Origin of the sequence: Mesorhizobium sp. M1399, assembly GCF_040317735.1 — a bacterium.
Taxonomy (GTDB): Bacteria; Pseudomonadota; Alphaproteobacteria; order Rhizobiales; family Rhizobiaceae; genus Mesorhizobium.
Map to the genome: position 1 here is coordinate 29,760 of NZ_JAMYKZ010000001.1, position 15,673 is coordinate 45,432.

Below are 15,673 nucleotides of genomic sequence, written 5' to 3' on the forward strand. Positions count from 1 at the left end.
AACGCGATCCCATCATCTCGCTACGGCCAAAAATTCGGCAGCCAGATAATCGCTGAACGCTCGAACTGCCGGCAACAGGCTGCGCCCCGAAGGCGACAGCAAAGTGATCCCAGCTTCTCCCGCCGTCCATTGCGGCAGGATGCGTTGCAATATGCCATTGCCTGTTTCGGCCTGGCAGAAATAGGCCGGCAGCGCCACGATCCCCAGGCCCGCAATGGCAGCCTGTTTCAGTGTTCCCAGATCGTCGCTGCGCAAGCGCGCCGTGAGCGGCATCAGGACAGTCTCGCCGCCGATATTGCGCAGATTCCAGACCGCCCCGCCGGTCAGCCCGTTCAGTGCGAGGCCGCCATGGTCGGCAAGGTCCTGTGGGCTTGTCGGTGTGCCTGCGCCGGCAAGATAGATGGGTGCGGCGAAAAGATGCCAGGGCGTCGGCGCGAACCGACGCTGGATCAGGCTGGAATCGGGCAGCGGCTCGACATGGCCGCGAAGCGCAAGGTCAAACCCCTCGTCGACAAGATCCACATACCTGTTGGTCGCGTGCTGGATGATGTTTACCTTGGGAAACGTTAAAAGGAACCGGGGTAGCAATTCCGCCAGGAACGACTGCGCCATGCCGATCGAGCAGGTGAAGCGGACCGTACCGCTGGGCTCGGCCAGTCGTCGCGCCGCGGCGCCTTCGGCCGATTCCGCCTCGACCAGCATTCCCACAGCAAACTGATAGACCTCCTGGCCGATATCAGTGACGGCGAAGCTGCGGGAGGTTCGCTGGATAAGACAGACGCCCAGCTGTTTCTCGAGCTCGATGATGCGCCGGCTGATGTTGGACTTTGATCGTCCAAGCGCGTGGCTTGCGGCAGTGAAGCTCTGTTTCTCGACCACCTTCGCAAAATAATAAAGATCGTTCAGATCCAGCACAGTCGCACATCGTTGCCAATAGAGGACGATGCTTCCAGTTCTATGCCATTTTGGCTGTTTCGTCCAGATATTACCTTGCCAATTGCCGCGCTGATCAGCGGGTGCTGGGCTCCATTTGGAAAAAGGAATAGGCATGACCGACCAGTTGAATATGAGCCACCACTCGAGCGTGGCTGACGTATCGGCCCGACCACGGTTTGGTCTGGTTTTGACATTGCTGGCTTTTGCCCAGCTTATTATTTCGATCGACTACAATATCGTTTTTGTCGCTTTGCCCGAGATCGGCCTGGGCCTCGGCTTCTCGGCGCAGACCCTGCAATGGGTCGTGAGTGCGTATGCGGTTGCGTTTGGCGGTTTCCTCTTGCTTGGAGGCAGGGCATCCGACCTGCTTGGGCGTCGGCGAATGTTCGTTTTCGGGCTTGTCCTCTACGCAGTGTCTTCGCTGGTCGGCGGTTTCGCCACGACGCCTCAGATCCTGATTGCCGCGCGCGCCGTGCAGGGCTTGGGCGGCGCTTTTCTTTTCCCGGCCACCCTGTCGCTGGTCAACACCACCTTCAGCGAAGGTCGCGAACGCAATATCGCTTTGTCCGTATGGGCCGGCTCTGGTGCCGGGGGCATGGTTCTGGGCTCGTTGCTTGGCGGCGTGCTGACCCAGGCATTCGGCTGGGAGGCGGTGTTCTTCGTCAACGTGCCTTTGGCCGGCATCGCGATCGTGGCGGCCTTTCCGGTGATTCTAGGAGACAGCGGGTACCAGTCAGGCGGCAAGTTCGATCTGCCGGGCGCATTGACGGCGACGGTCGGTACCACCCTGCTCGTTTTCACGCTCGTCCAGGGTCCAGAGTACGGCTGGGCCTCACAGGGTATTCTGGTCAGCGCTGCCGTTGGGATCCTGTTGCTGGCGCTCTTCGTGGCCATAGAGGCGCATAGCCGCGACCCGTTGCTGCCGCTGCGGCTGCTGGCCAACCGCAACCTCAGCACCGGCGTCGTCACCACATTCCTGTTCACCGCCACGTTCGGTTCTTTGCTCTATTTCCTGTCTTTCTACTTCCAGACAGTGCAGGGCTTCGGCGTTCTGCAGACTGGTTTCGCCTTCATGGTCCCGATGTTGGCCGTCTTGTCGGGCAATGCGCTGAGCGGTCGGATGGCGACCCGTCTGGGTACACGAAACACACTCGTCGTCAGCCTTGCGATCGGCGCGATTGGTACGGCGGGCCTGGGCATGGCCATGTCGGCGGACAGCACTTATGCCGACCTGGTCCCCGGACTGATTGTCTTCAGCCTCGGCGGCGGCATCACCTTTCCAACAATGTTCGCAGCCGCAGCCAAGGGCGTTGCCGCGCATGAGCAAGGCATCGCCTCAGGCATTGCATCCACGGGTCAGCAGGTCGGTAGCGCGGTGGGGCTGGCTGTCCTGGTAGCCGTTGCAAACGCCGGCACCGGCGGTTTGACAGGAGAAGCGCTGCGCGTCGCTACCGCTGAGGGTGTGCGGATGGCCGTCTATCTCGCCGCTGCCGGTACCGCGGCGATGATCCTCGTCGCACTGAATTTCCGTCGTCATTGAGCCCTAACTTGCATCGGCTCCGCGGTGGCAGGCCCCATGGCGCTATGAGACACGAAGCCCTACCAGCCCGGCAGGATCTGGTTCGGCTTGGTCCGCTTCATCTTCGCGAAGGCGAGGGCGGCGAAATCGAACGTGCCGGTCTCCTCGCCGAGCGGCACGGAAATATTGTCGAGGCTTTCCGAAATATGGCGGGCGAGCGCGTCGACGATCTCCGGCCGCGAGGTCTGGCCGCGCATGATGCCGATGCGGCAATCGGGCAGGGCGCCGAAACCGTCGGCCTCGCCCAGCACCCGCATGCCGGGCCGCAGCGCGCATTCCGGCAGCACCGAGATCGCCAGGCCGGAAAGCACCGCCGCGGCGATAACGGTGGCCGAGAAGCTGGTGAACAGGATGCGGTAGTCGCGGTTCTGCTGGTCGAGCACGTCGGCGGCGGCCCGCCGCCAGATGCAGTTCGGCCGGCCGAAGGCCATCGGCAGGATCGGCTGCTCATGCGTCGCATGATTGGCCGAGGTAACCCACAGCAGCGGTTCGCGCCGCACCACTTCCGATTGGCCGCGCGCGTCATTGTGCGTCACCAGCGCCAGGTCGAGATTGCCGCGCTTGATGTGTTCGACCAGTCCCGGCGTCGGTTCGCAGATAACGGTCAGTTCGACATGCGGGTTGGAACGGGCAAACCGCGCCATGATCTCGGGCAGGAAGCGATCGGCATAGTCGTCCGGCGTGCCGATGCGGATGGTGCCTTCGAGCCGGCGGTCGTCGAAGGCGGCCAGTGTTTCCTTGTTGAGATAGAGCAGCCGCCTTGCGTAGGAGAGCAGTCTGTCGCCTTCCTCGGTCAGCCGGTTGGTGCGGCCGTCTTTTTCGAACAGCGGCTTGCCGATCCGCTCTTCGAGCCGCCGCATCTGCATCGACACCGCAGACTGGGTGCGATGCACGGCTTCCGCCGCGCGGGTAAAGCTGCCGGTGTCGACAATCGAGATGAAGGTCTGCAACTGATCGAGATCGAGCGGCGCTTTCATCGGTCTAATCCATCATTGATGTTGATGCTAAAGATTAGAAACATTCGTTGGATTAATCAATCGCGCCGTGGCAAATTCCGACTGTCCACATGAAGGCATGTGAATCGAAGCCGGAACGGCCGCTGTCGCCAGCGCCCGATCGACTGGTTTCGCTCGTTCGAATGTGAAGGAGACCGACATGGCTACGTTTGATTTCGCTACCGAGACCTCGCGCATCACCTCGCGTCCGGCCGTTGCGACGCGCGTGGCCAATGCCGCTGCCAATGTTTACCGCGCCTGGAAAAACCGTCGCGCCTTTTATCGCCTCGGCGAGATGTCGGATGCCGAGCTCGCCGACATCGGTCTGACCCGCGCCGACCTGCACGTCGCTGTCGGTGTGCCCTTTGGCCGCGATCCGACCGAGAGGCTTCGCGTCATCGCGGTCGAGCGCGCCGAAACGATCGAGGATATTGCCCGCAAGGTGGCCTGATCGCACAAATTCGCGATTTTGGTCGCATTGAACCTTTTTGAGGCACGAAGCCACCAAGTTACGCAGGCTCCCCACTCCCTGCCGGATCCCCCCGGCCAGCCTGCGCGCTGCCCGGTCCTCCCAGGACCGGGCTTTCTTTTTTGGGCGGCACTGATGATTGGATGCCGGTGTCTAGTCTACCGCCGGCCCATACCCTGCTTGAACTGGTCGAAGATCGACTCCATGCCTTTCTGGTAGTCGTCGCGCTGCTGGGCACCCGTCTCGAACATCTTGCCGAACAGGTCGTCGAACGGATTTCTCGGCCTGCCGCTCGGATTGGCCTGCGGCTGCGGCGCCTGGGGCTGCGGTTGTTGCGCACCACCGCCGAACATGTCCTGCAGTACTTTGCCGAGCGGATTGTCACCATAAGGGTTCTGTGTCTGCTGGGGCTGGTTCTGCGGCTGCTGCGGCTGTTGCGCGCCGCCGCCGAACATGTCCTGCAGCACCTTGCCGAGCGGATTGTCACCATAAGGGTTCTGTGTCTGCTGCGGCTGGCTTTGCGGCTGCTGCCCGCCGCCGAACATGTCCTGCAATACCTTGCCGAGCGGGTTGTCGCCGTAAGGGCTCTGCGTCTGTTGCGGCTGCTGTGCGCCGCCGAACATATCCTGCAGCACCTTGCCGAGCGGATTGTCCGCTGGGCCTGCAGGCTGAGGGGCCGGCGCCTGGCTGCCGCCGCCCGCTTGCCGCATCATCTGCTCGATGAGTTCGCCGAGCGGATTGCCGCCGCCGGGCCCACCCCCTGCCGCATGCATCTGTCCGCCTAGCTGGTTGGTGGTCTGCTTGAACAGCCCGCCCATCATCATCGAGGCGATTGCCGGCAGCATCTGCTGCAGGACCTGCTGGCTGACACCGCTCGCTTGCGCGGCCTGGCTGGCGACGGCGCGTGACAGATCCTTCGAGCCGAACAAATGCCCCAGAATTCCGTTGCCTTCATCGAGACCCTGCGGTGAGAAGGCCCGGCTTGCATCCTCGAAATATTTGGCGTGCTGGCCGCTGGCCATCGCCGTCATGAAGGAGCCGAGCCCGTAAGGGTCCGCTGTGTTGCGCTTCAGCCCCTGCGAAAAGGCCGGCAGCAGCGCCGCGACCGCCGCCTGCGTCTGCTGCTGCGAAAGCCCGAACTGCTGGGCCAGCGCCTGCATGCCGTTGCCGTTCTGGGCCTGTGCCAGAATATCGAACAAGGAAGGCATTGTTTTCTCCTCCGGGAAAATCCTCGTTTGGAGAAGCCTAGTTCGTTTCCATCACTGATTGAAGCGAATTTGCCGGACCGTGGCTCATGCGGATAGCGAAGCGTTAATACGCGTATTCCATGAACACCGGCTCGATCGAGCCGCCCCAGCGTGTGTGGTAGGCCGACAGCATCTCTTCGGCGCTGGTCGTGCCGCGCGCGACGACCTCGTCCAGCGTGTTGAGGAACGAGGTCTCGTCATAGCCGTCGCGGTTCTTGCGGTCGCGGTTCTTCAGTCCCATGCGCGAGATGACGAGCACGTCGCGGGCGATCTCGCGCAACGTCGTGTTACGGAAGGGCGCCGAAATGCCCTGTTCCGGCACTGCGTTGCGCATTGCCAGCACTTCGTCATAGCTCCAGCTCGAGGTCAGCGCCTCGGCCGCGTCGAGCGCAGCCGCATCGTAGAGCAGCCCGACCCAGAAGGCCGGCAGCGCGCAGATGCGCCGCCACGGCCCGCCATCGGCGCCGCGCATTTCAAGAAAGCGCTTCAGCCGCACGTCGGGGAACAGCGTCGACAGATGGTTCGCCCAGTCGCCCATCGTCGGCAGCCCGTCCGGCAGTTCGTTACGGGCAGCACCTGCCATGAACTGGCGGAAGGTGATGTGCGTCATGTCATGGTACTGGCCGTCGCGGATGACGAAATACATCGGCACGTCGAGCGCCCATTCGACGTAATCGGCAAAGCCGAAATCGGGCGAGAAGCAGAATTCGAGCAGGCCGGAGCGCCGGTTGTCGGTGTCGCGCCAGATCTCGCCGCGCCAGCTCTGCAGGCCGTTCGGCCGACTTTCGGTGAAGGGCGAGTTGGCAAACAGCGCCGTCGACAGTGGCTGCAATTTCAGCGACACCTGCATCTTGCGGCGCATGTCGGCTTCGCTCTCGAAGTCGAGGTTCACCTGGATGGTGCAGGTCCGGTACATCATGTCGAGGCCCTTGGTACCGACCTTGGGCATGTAGCGGGTCATGATCTCGTAGCGCGATTTCGGCATTTTCGGCGTCTCGGCCAGCGACCATTTCGGGCTGCCGCCAAGGCCGAGAAAACGAATGCCCATCGGTTCGGCGATCTCGCGTACCTGCGCCAGATGCGCATTGCCTTCGCGGCAGGTCTGGTGGATCGTCTCCAGCGGCGCGCCGGACAGCTCGAACTGGCCGCCGGGCTCCAGCGAGATCGCGCCCTGGCCGGTCGGCTCGACCAGGCCGATGATGCGGCCGGCATCCATGATCGGGTCCCAGCCGAGTTTGTCCTGCATGCCTTCGAGGATGGCGCGGATACCGCGCTCGCCGCCATAGGGCACCGGCGCATTGCCGTCGATGTAGAACGGGAATTTCTCGTGCTCGGTGCCGATCCGCCATTTGTCGCGCGGCTTGTTGCCTTCGGCCAGATGCTCGACGAGTTCGTCGACGCTTTCTATCGGCCGGAAATCGGTAGTATCGCGCGCCATAACAGCCCTCCGCACATGACCCCGAAAATCGGCTTCGATTTTCGGAAAGGATCATGTGCCCAATCAATATGCTACAGCGTCCTTTGCGCGCCCGAAAGGACGCGCTGCGCTGCAGAGCGGCCGGACGACCGCCGGCGCTAGATGGACGAAATGTCAGTAGCCGATCAAGCGAAAAATCCTGAGCCAGAGGGTAACGGGAATTGATCACCAATCGCCGATTGTCGCCTGGATCAGCGCCAGTGCCGCCACCGCCGCCGTATCCGCTCGCAGGATGCGCGGCCCGAGCGGAATGGCGGTAACGAAGGGCAGCGCTCTCAGCATCCCGCGTTCCTCGTCGGAAAAGCCGCCCTCCGGCCCGACCAGCAGCGCGAGCTTGTTCTCCCGCACCGCCTGCAATGCCGGCAGGGGATTGTTGGTGGCGGCATCCTCGTCGCAGAAGATCAGCCGCCGCTCACGATCCCAGTTGCCGAGCAGGCGCTCGAATTTTTCCGCTTCGCGCACATCCGGTACCGCCAATATGCCGCATTGTTCGGCCGCCTCGACGACATTGGCGCGCAGGCGCTCGATGCCGGGTCTTGCCACTTGCGTATGCTGGGTGATGACCGGCTGCAGGGTGCCAGCGCCCATCTCCACCGCCTTTTGCACGAGGTAGTCGAGCCGTCCTTGCTTCAGCGGCGCGAAGCAATAGACGAGATCGGGCAGTGGCGGCTGCGGCCGCTGCAATTCCAGCACCTTCAGGCGCAACGCCTTCTTCGATTTCGCGGCGATCGCCGCCGACCATTCGCCGTCGCGGCCGTTGAACACCAGAATTTCGGCGCCTTCGCCGAGCCGCAGCACATGCGAGAGATAATGGCTCTGCTGCGGGCCGACGTCGAACTCGGTATCCGGTCCAAGCTCGTCCGGTACGAACAGCCGCTGCATCTTGTAATTGGCGCGCATCGCGGAGGAATGCGGCAACGTCACCCTCGGCGTCAAGCCTCGGCCGAAGGATGCCAGACAGGCTCGTAGCCTTGCTGCAGCACCGAAACAGTTGTCGCCGGCGTGAGCATGTGGATTGGACCGTCGGTAAAACCGCCGAACCCCACCGGTTCGCGATAGCCGCCGAAACTCCAGGACAGCGCGGCGCCGTCAAACAGGGCGTACGCCCTGTTTCCTGACGAGATCATCGTGCCGTCCGGCAAGTCCGCAAGCGCCTCCGGTTCCAGTCTCGGCGCCGGTCCGCCCGATGCCAGGCGCTCCTTGTGCAGGCGCTTGTCGAGTTGCGGCGCGCGCGGCTCGGCAATCCCGAAGGCGTCGCCGAAGCGCTGGACAAAATCCCTGGCTCGCTCGCGCCGGCAGAAAAAGCACGGCCGGTGCCCGGCCGCCAGCGCCGTCACCTCGTCGAGGAAAAACAGTTCGGTCCAGCCGGCCTTGCCGCCCAATTGGTCGTCGCTTTGCCGGTTGCGCCCCATCGGCTCGCGCCGCACATTGCGGAATTCGCAGACGCAGATGATCCAGGCTTGCAGCGCCCAGCGCTTCTTCAACAGCGTTCTCGTCTCGGCGTCGTGAATGATGCCGCGATTGCCCATGAACAGGCCGCGGTCCGGCACGGCATGGATGGCGCCGAACGGATCGACCCGGTTTTGCAGTGGCATAGGCGTTCCTTGTTGGCTGCGATGCTGGCGCCATGATATCGCTCGCTGCATCTATTTCATGTCAGCAGGTTTCGATGCGGGTCTTGGTCGTCCAGAACTTCGACAATGAGGGCCTTGGCCAGATCGGCGCGGCGCTTGTCGAGGCCGGCGCCGATATCGACCTGCGCCGGCCCTATCGCGGCGACGCGCTGCCGCAAGATAGCGGCGGGCATGACGCCATGGTAGTGCTCGGCGGCGCCCAGAATGCACTGGACGACGAGCTCTGTCCTTATTTTCCGGGCCTGCTCGACCTGACGCGCGATTTTGCCGAGAGGGATCGCGCGGTGCTCGGCATCTGCCTTGGCGGCCAGTTGGTCGCGCGCGCCTTTGGCGGCGAGAACCAGATCGGCGGTGCCTCGGAGTTCGGCTGGCACGAGGTCGCGCTCACCGCGGCCGCGAACGCCGATCCGGTGCTCGCCGCCTTGCCCGAAAAATTCCCGATCTTCGAATGGCACGACGACACCTTTGTCTTGCCTGAGAGGGCCGTGCGGCTGGCCGGCAACGCCGTCGCCGAGAACCAGGCGTTCCGCATCGGCCGCGCCGTCTATGGCTTCCAGTTCCATTTCGAGGCCGACCGGCCGATGGTTCGCGACTGGAGCACCTCCTTCGCACCGCTGATTGCCGAGCGGCATCCTGAATGGGCAGGTCGGCTCGACGATGAAATGGCCCGCAACGGACCGCAAGCCGATGCCGCCGGCCTGGCCATCGCCCGCGCCTGGGTGGCGACGATCTGACGACTCATACAGCCAACGTTGCCTATTTGGCGACGTTGCATATTTGGCACGCGGCGCCAAATCCGCCGGGGATAACGCGTTTCATCCTTGGCCTGTGTCAATCCGCTAGCCTAAAAGGCGCCGCTCTGCATCTTCCGTGCAACCGCGATGAACCTATCCTGTGACCCGCGCGACACACCGCCGATACAGAACATGCCTAGAAGCGCGAAACCGTCAGACATTTGCGACGAATTTTGCGTTTCAACGCATTGGTAACCCGCTCGTGCATAGATGCAGGAAGCTCAACAAGAGATGACGTCCGTGAAAGCAGCCTTTTTGTCCTTTGCCATGTTGTCGGCCATTGTCTTGTGCGGCCTCGGCATTTATTCCGCCGACGCAGCCAACAACCACAATGCCGTCGACGGCTACGGCGTCACCGCCGCGCTTCGCTAGACCCTCTGCTCATAACCCCACGCCTTCCCTAAGCCCGCTCACCCGTGACTGTCAGGATATGCTTGTCCGCGCCGTCCACGACGAGCGCGGTGAGGTTTCCCGACTGCCAGGCGAGGGTGTCGACATTGACGCGGTTGCCTGTGATCTCGGCTTGCGCACCGGCGTATGGCCGTGCACCACGATCTTGGGATGAAGACCGGTGTGATCGTGGAAGACCTCGCGAATCCAGATCAGGTCCTGCGGGCTCTGGCTTTCCAGCGCAATGCCGGGCCGGATGCCGGCATGGCAGAAGAAGAAATCGCCGAACGTCACTGAAAAGGGCAGCGAGCGCAGGAATTCGACATGGTTCTGCGGCACCGCCTCGACCAGTGCGGCGTGCCCTTGCCGCAATGCCGCATCGGCGCGGCCAAACCAGGCGCTGCTCCCACCGAGTGACACACCATACGACAGCGCCGTCTGGATGCCGCCATAGCGCATGAACAGCCCGTCCGGATCGGGGACATCGAGAAAATCGAGAAAGCCGAGATCATGATTCCCGGCCAGCATCAGGTGACGCGGATCGCGTTTTTGCGCGTCGATCAGGAAATCGATGACGCCTTTGGAGTCCGGGCCGCGGTCGACATAGTCGCCGAGATGGATCACGCGCCAATCGGCCGACGGCCTTTGACCGAGCTCCGCCTCGATCCGCCGGTGCATGGCGGCCAGCAGGTCGAGCCGGCCGTGCACATCGCCGATCGCATAAAGGCGCATGCCTTGCGGTCCGCGCGCCTCATAAAAATTGATGCCGGGCTCCGTCAATGCCTGCGTCGCCTCCGTGATCATGCTGTCACGGGACTTTAGCGCCGAAGCTGATCCTTGCCCATGTCGGTGACCAGACGCTTTCCGCACAGTGCCAGCGTTATGTCCATCTCCTTGCGGATGATTTCCAGCGCCTTGGTAACCCCTTCCTTGCCGAGTGCGCCGAGGCCGTACAGGAAAGGCCGGCCGATATAGGTGCCCTTGGCGCCGAGGCACAGTGCTTTGAGCACGTCCTGGCCGGAACGGATGCCGCCGTCCATATGCACCTCGATCGTGTCGCCGACGGCATCGGCGATCTCTTCGAGCGCCATGATCGATGACGAGGCGCCGTCGAGCTGGCGGCCGCCATGGTTGGAAACGATGATCGCATCGGCACCCGACCTGGCCGCCATCATCGCATCTTCCTTGTCGAGAATGCCTTTCAGGATCAGCTTGCCGCCCCAGCGCTCCTTGATCCAGGCGACGTCCTTCCACGACAGATGCGGATCGAACTGCTCCTTCGTCCACGACGAAAGCGAGGCGAGGTCGCCGACGCCCTTGGCATGGCCGACGATGTTGCGGAAGCTCCGGCGCTTGGTCCCGGCCATGCCGACGCACCAGCGCGGCCTTGTCGCCATCTGCCAGAGGTGCTTCGGCGTCATCCGCGGCGGCGCCGAAAGCCCGTTGCGGATATCCTTGTGGCGCTGGCCCAGGATCTGCAGGTCGAGCGTCAGCACCAGCGCCGAACATTTCGCCGCCTTTGCCCGGTCGATCAAATCGAAGACGAAATCCTTGTCGCGCAGCACATAGAGCTGGAACCAGAACGGCTTCCTGGTCACCGACGCGACATCCTCGATCGAGCAGATGCTCATCGTAGACAGCGTGAACGGCACGCCGAATTCTTCCGCCGCCTGCGCCGCCAGCATCTCGCCGTCCGGATGCTGCATGCCGGTCATGCCGGTCGGCGCCAGCGCCACCGGCATCGCCACCTTCTCGCCGATCATGGTCGATTCCAGCGAGCGGTTGTCCATGTCGACCAGCACGCGCTGGCGGAACTTGATCTTTTGGAAATCCTCTTCGTTGGCTCGGTAGGTGCTTTCGGTCCAGGCGCCGGAATCGGCGTAGTCGAAGAACATCTTCGGCACACGGCGGCGCGCCAGGTCCTTGAGGTCGGCGATGGTGAGGATGCTGCTCATGGATCTTTTTCCGCTGGTTCTTCGCTGGTTCGTCGTTGAATTTTCTGGCCGCGGCCTACGGCTGTTTTCTTGCCGGCTCGCCATCACCGGGCTCGGAGCGCTGCCTGAGCCTCAGCCGCGACACGCGCTGCCAGTCGCCGCTGCGCTCGGCCTCGGCCATCGACCGTTCGACATAGGAGATGTGGTCCATCGCCGCCTGCCGCGCCGCGGCCGGATCGCCGGCCTTGACCGCGGTGTAGATTGCCCGGTGCTGCGAAAGCAGCGCCTCGCGCGCACCCGGCACGCTGAACACCAGCCGCCGGTTCTGGAACACGCCTTCCGACAGCAGCCGGTAACAGGCGCGCAGCGTGTGCAGCAGGATGATGTTGTGCGCGCATTCGCAGATCGCGTGATGGAACTCAACGTCGATTTCCGCCTCGTCGTCGAAATTGCCGGTCCGGTGCGCCTCGTCCATCCGTGCCATGATGCGGTCGAGCAGCGCCAGATCGTCCGATGTGGCGCGCCGCGCCGCATATTCCGCCGCCACCGCCTCGATCTCGCGGCGGTACTCCAGATAGTCGGTCACCGCCTTGCGATGCATCGAGATCAGGTCGGCCACCGGCTTCGTGAACAGCTGGCCGATGACGTCGGCGACATGGGTGCCGCCGCCTGGCCGTGTCGTCAATAGCCCGCGCCCTTCCAAGGCTTTCAAGGCATCGCGCAGGATCGGCCGCGACACCTCGAACTGGCGCGCCAGCTCGCGCTCGCCCGGCAGCCGGTCGCCGGTGCGCAGCACGCCTTCGAGGATCAGGCTCTCGATCTGCTGCACCACCTCGTCGGCAGTGCGCGAATGCTCGATCCGGGAGAAAATGTCGCTCAAACGGGGTGCCTGGGGGTTGAACCGATGTCGCGCAAGATAAAGCCAGCGTCGCCAACTGGTCAAATTATTTATCCAATTCGCCCGGCCGGGTCGGTTTCACAGCCGCGGCTTCATATCACCTTCTGCTAAACTGGCTGTTTGCGTCCCCTGGCGATTGCCTCTAGAGCAATTCCAGGAAAAGTGTGAAACGGTTTTCCGTCCGGAATTGCGCAGAATCAAAGGGATAGAGCGGTTCGGCGTTTCCGTGAAACGATAAAACCGCTCTAGAGGGACATCATTGCCAAAGGGCTCAGAGAAGCCCGGGGGACCAGCCGTGCCAGACGCCGACCCGTCCAATCTCGAATTCCAGCTGCGCGCCAAAGCCATGGGCGGCAGCGTCATGGGCTTTCCGGCGCATGAAGGTCGGCCCGGCGCGCTCGGCGAGGTCCACGCCCGACCGCATCCGCTGGTCGAAAAGCCGCGCGTGCTGGTGCAGCTTTCCTTCATGACCGAAGGCGGCTCGAGCGTCGATCTGGCAGTGCTTTCGGAACTGTCGCAGCGCCTTGGTATTGCCGCGCCCGACCGCCATGCCCGCCATCACGCGATGAAGTGGGGCAAGGGCTCGCTGCGCTGGGAACGGCACACGGAGTTCTCGACCTATCTCTGGGAAGGGCCGCTCGCCGAAAACGGCAGGGGGCAAGAAGATACCCCCTTCGGCAACGGGTTTTCGCCGCCGGGCACGGTGATTTCCGGCATCAGGCTCGAAATCCGCAAATGGACACCGGCGAACGAGCGGCTGATCGCCGGCTTCGACCCGACCAGCCTGTGCTATTCGCTGGTCGAGCGCGGCAACGCGGCCATCGTCACCGATTTCCGCCAGGATGGCGACGGCTTGACCCGCATGCTGGTGCTCGATCGCGGGCTGACACCGGCGCGCACCGGGGCGCTGTCGCAGCGGCTGATCGATATCGAGACCTACCGCACGCTGGCCATGCTTGGGCTGCCGCTGGCGCTGATGCTTTCGGGGCGTGCCCGCCGCATCGAGGACAGGCTGGCCCAGACCACGCTGGAAATGAAGGTCGCCGAAACCCGCGACAGCCAGACCTTGCTGGCCGACCTGACCGAACTTGCCGCCGAACTGGAGGCGGATGCCGCCTCCAGCCTCTACCGGTTCGGCGCCAGCCGTGCCTATGACGGCATCGTCGGCGAGCGGCTGGAGGCGCTCGAGGAAGAAGCCGTGCCCGGCTACGACACCTGGGGCGGGTTCCTGCAGCGGCGCGTCGCGCCGGCCATGCGCACCTGCCGTTCGGTCGAGGAGCGCCAGGCCAATCTGTCGCGCAAGCTGACCCGTGCCACCACGCTGCTGCGCACCTGGGTCGACGTCGAGGTCGAGAAGCAGAACCGCGATCTCTTGGCATCGATGAACAATCGCGCCCGCCTGCAATTGCGCCTGCAGCAGACGGTGGAAGGGCTGTCGGTCGCCGCCGTTTCCTACTATGTCGTCGGCCTCATCGGCTACGTCGCCAAGGGCGCCTCGATCTTCGGCCATGCCTTTGCGCCGGAAATGGTCACCGCCGCCTCGGTGCCGCTCGCCGTCCTGCTCGTCTGGTGGGGCGTGCGCCGTGTCCGCCGCATGCACTCCGAACCGGGCAAGCAGCCGGGCGAGTAGTGTGGGGCGCGCAGCGGCAGATTGCCGCTGCGAAAGGCTGTCCCGGCCATAGGCCCGCGATCCCGGCCAAAGCGGCATTTGCAACCGATAGCCGTCGCTGGTAAAAGATTTTTACCAGTCGGTCGAAGGAGGCTGTCGATGTCCGGTCTTGCGATGCCGAAACCAGACGACGCCACGCTGCGCCGGCGCGATGAGATCGTCGCCGATATGCGCATCATCGTGCCGGGCGAGGGCGTCGTCGACGCAGCCAATGCGATGCGCGCCTTCGAGAGCGATGGGCTCACCGCCTACCGGCAATTGCCGCTGGTCGTGGTGCTGCCGCAAACCGTGGCGCAGGTCTCGCGCGTGCTGAAATATTGCAGTGACCGCAATATCCGCGTCGTGCCGCGCGGCTCCGGCACCTCGCTCTCCGGCGGCGCGCTGCCGCTGGAAGACGCGGTGCTGCTGGTGATGAGCCGCTTCAACCGCATCCTCGAGATCGATTTCCAGAACCGCATCGTCGTCGCTCAGCCCGGCGTCACCAATCTCGGCATCACCACCGCCGTCGAGCAGGAGGGCTTCTATTACGCCCCCGATCCATCCTCCCAGATCGCCTGCTCGATCGGCGGCAATGTCGCGGAAAATTCCGGCGGCGTGCACTGCCTAAAATACGGTCTCACCGCCAATAATGTGCTTGGTATCGAGATGGTGCTGATGAATGGCGAGGTGGTGCGCCTCGGCGGCAGCCATCTCGACGCGGAAGGCTACGACCTGCTCGGCGTGATGACCGGCTCCGAAGGATTGCTCGGTGTCGTCACCGAGGTCACCGTCCGCATTTTGAAGAAGCCCGAGACGGCGCGTGCCCTGCTGATCGGCTTCCCGACCAGCGAGCAAGCCGGCCAATGTGTCGCCGACATCATCGGCGCCGGCATCATCCCGGGCGGCATGGAGATGATGGACCGCCCGGCCATCCACGCCGCCGAGGATTTCGTCCAGGCCGGCTATCCCCTGGATGTCGAGGCGCTGCTGATCGTCGAGCTGGACGGGCCGGGTGTCGAGGTCGACCATCTGATCGGCCTGGTCGAAGCCATTGCCTATAGGAACGGCTCGACCACATGCCGCATTTCGCAATCGGAGCAGGAGCGGCTGAGTTTCTGGGCCGGCCGCAAGGCAGCCTTCCCGGCGGTCGGCCGCATCTCGCCCGACTATTACTGCATGGACGGCACCATCCCGCGCAAGGAATTGCCGCGCGTCCTCGCCGGCATGCGCGAACTGTCGGAGAAATACGGGCTCGGCGTCGCAAATGTCTTCCACGCCGGCGACGGCAATCTGCATCCGCTGATCCTCTACGACGCCAACGTGCCGGGCGAGCTCGACAAGGCGGAGAGTTTCGGCGCCGACATATTGCGGCTCTGCGTCAAGGTCGGCGGCGTGCTGACCGGTGAGCACGGGGTCGGCGTCGAGAAGCGCGACCTGATGCCGGAAATGTTCAACCAGATCGATCTCGACCAGCAGATGCGCGTCAAATGCGCCTTCGACCCCAATCACCTGCTCAACCCGGGCAAGGTATTTCCGCAGCTGAGGCGATGCGCGGAGCTCGGGCGGATGCACGTGCATCGCGGGCAGCTGGCATTTCCGGACATTCCGAGGTTTTGAGGGGTATGTTGGCGCTTGGACACCCCCCTCTGTCCTGCCGGACATCTCCCCCGCA

At 63.6% G+C, this 15,673-nt stretch carries 14 protein-coding genes and 1 pseudogene; 6 read left to right on the forward strand and 9 right to left on the reverse strand.

Annotated elements, in window-relative coordinates; genetic code table 11:
• Positions 1 to 12: 12 nt before the first annotated feature.
• A complete protein-coding gene (locus NKH05_RS00135; protein WP_023716457.1) occupies positions 13 to 915 on the reverse strand; it encodes a LysR substrate-binding domain-containing protein in 903 nt (300 codons plus the stop codon).
• Positions 916 to 1,048: 133 nt separating this feature from the next.
• Here NKH05_RS00135 and NKH05_RS00140 point away from each other — a divergent pair, with 133 nt between their 5' ends.
• Positions 1,049 to 2,476 carry an MFS transporter gene (locus NKH05_RS00140; protein ID WP_198030444.1) on the forward strand — a complete coding sequence of 476 codons (1,428 nt, stop codon included), beginning with the start codon at positions 1,049 to 1,051 and terminating at the stop codon, positions 2,474 to 2,476.
• A 59-nt stretch (positions 2,477 to 2,535) separates the two neighbouring features.
• Here the strand turns inward: NKH05_RS00140 and NKH05_RS00145 are convergent, their stop codons facing one another.
• Positions 2,536 to 3,492, reverse strand: a complete 957-nt coding sequence (locus NKH05_RS00145) for a LysR substrate-binding domain-containing protein (RefSeq protein WP_023716458.1) — start codon at positions 3,490 to 3,492, stop codon at positions 2,536 to 2,538.
• A gap of 178 nt (positions 3,493 to 3,670) precedes the next feature.
• Between NKH05_RS00145 and NKH05_RS00150 the strand changes: the two genes are divergently transcribed.
• Positions 3,671 to 3,961 (forward strand): DUF1127 domain-containing protein, encoded by a 291-nt coding sequence (locus NKH05_RS00150; protein ID WP_023716459.1) that lies wholly within the window; start codon positions 3,671 to 3,673, stop codon positions 3,959 to 3,961.
• Between the two features lie 176 nt (positions 3,962 to 4,137).
• On the opposite strand, the gene NKH05_RS00155 is transcribed toward NKH05_RS00150, so the two are convergent.
• The 4 genes from NKH05_RS00155 to NKH05_RS00170 all read right to left on the reverse strand — a co-directional run bounded on the left by NKH05_RS00155 (position 4,138) and on the right by NKH05_RS00170 (position 8,298).
• Entirely contained in the window at positions 4,138 to 5,187 is a 1,050-nt protein-coding gene (locus tag NKH05_RS00155) for a DUF937 domain-containing protein (RefSeq protein ID WP_352914708.1), read from the reverse strand.
• Between the two features lie 103 nt (positions 5,188 to 5,290).
• Positions 5,291 to 6,664, reverse strand: coding sequence for a glutamate--cysteine ligase (locus NKH05_RS00160; protein ID WP_353024837.1), 1,374 nt, complete (start codon positions 6,662 to 6,664; stop codon positions 5,291 to 5,293).
• A 204-nt stretch (positions 6,665 to 6,868) separates the two neighbouring features.
• Positions 6,869 to 7,603 carry a 16S rRNA (uracil(1498)-N(3))-methyltransferase gene (locus NKH05_RS00165; RefSeq protein ID WP_353024983.1) on the reverse strand — a complete coding sequence of 245 codons (735 nt, stop codon included), beginning with the start codon at positions 7,601 to 7,603 and terminating at the stop codon, positions 6,869 to 6,871.
• 32 nt (positions 7,604 to 7,635) lie between these two features.
• Positions 7,636 to 8,298, reverse strand: a complete 663-nt coding sequence (locus NKH05_RS00170) for a hypothetical protein (RefSeq protein ID WP_353024838.1) — start codon at positions 8,296 to 8,298, stop codon at positions 7,636 to 7,638.
• A gap of 74 nt (positions 8,299 to 8,372) precedes the next feature.
• Here NKH05_RS00170 and NKH05_RS00175 point away from each other — a divergent pair, with 74 nt between their 5' ends.
• Both NKH05_RS00175 and NKH05_RS00180 read left to right on the forward strand, forming a co-directional pair.
• Entirely contained in the window at positions 8,373 to 9,071 is a 699-nt protein-coding gene (locus NKH05_RS00175; RefSeq protein ID WP_023716464.1) for a type 1 glutamine amidotransferase, read from the forward strand.
• Between the two features lie 291 nt (positions 9,072 to 9,362).
• Positions 9,363 to 9,503 carry a hypothetical protein gene (locus NKH05_RS00180; protein WP_023716466.1) on the forward strand — a complete coding sequence of 47 codons (141 nt, stop codon included), beginning with the start codon at positions 9,363 to 9,365 and terminating at the stop codon, positions 9,501 to 9,503.
• Between the two features lie 28 nt (positions 9,504 to 9,531).
• Here NKH05_RS00180 and NKH05_RS00185 read toward each other — a convergent pair.
• The 3 genes and pseudogenes from NKH05_RS00185 to NKH05_RS00195 all read right to left on the reverse strand — a co-directional run bounded on the left by NKH05_RS00185 (position 9,532) and on the right by NKH05_RS00195 (position 12,335).
• Positions 9,532 to 10,301 (reverse strand): annotated as a pseudogene (locus NKH05_RS00185) (metallophosphoesterase).
• Positions 10,302 to 10,339: 38 nt separating this feature from the next.
• The gene (locus NKH05_RS00190) at positions 10,340 to 11,476 is read right to left on the reverse strand and encodes an alpha-hydroxy acid oxidase (RefSeq protein ID WP_023716468.1); all 1,137 of its coding nucleotides are present in this window, start codon (positions 11,474 to 11,476) and stop codon (positions 10,340 to 10,342) included.
• A 55-nt stretch (positions 11,477 to 11,531) separates the two neighbouring features.
• On the reverse strand, positions 11,532 to 12,335 hold the full coding sequence (locus tag NKH05_RS00195) for a FadR/GntR family transcriptional regulator (RefSeq protein ID WP_352482361.1): 804 nt from the start codon (positions 12,333 to 12,335) through the stop codon (positions 11,532 to 11,534).
• A gap of 364 nt (positions 12,336 to 12,699) precedes the next feature.
• Here NKH05_RS00195 and NKH05_RS00200 point away from each other — a divergent pair, with 364 nt between their 5' ends.
• Both NKH05_RS00200 and NKH05_RS00205 read left to right on the forward strand, forming a co-directional pair.
• Positions 12,700 to 13,983, forward strand: a complete 1,284-nt coding sequence (locus NKH05_RS00200; RefSeq protein ID WP_023716470.1) for a DUF3422 family protein — start codon at positions 12,700 to 12,702, stop codon at positions 13,981 to 13,983.
• A gap of 138 nt (positions 13,984 to 14,121) precedes the next feature.
• A complete protein-coding gene (locus tag NKH05_RS00205) occupies positions 14,122 to 15,618 on the forward strand; it encodes an FAD-linked oxidase C-terminal domain-containing protein (RefSeq protein ID WP_352493848.1) in 1,497 nt (498 codons plus the stop codon).
• Positions 15,619 to 15,673: the final 55 nt, after the last annotated feature.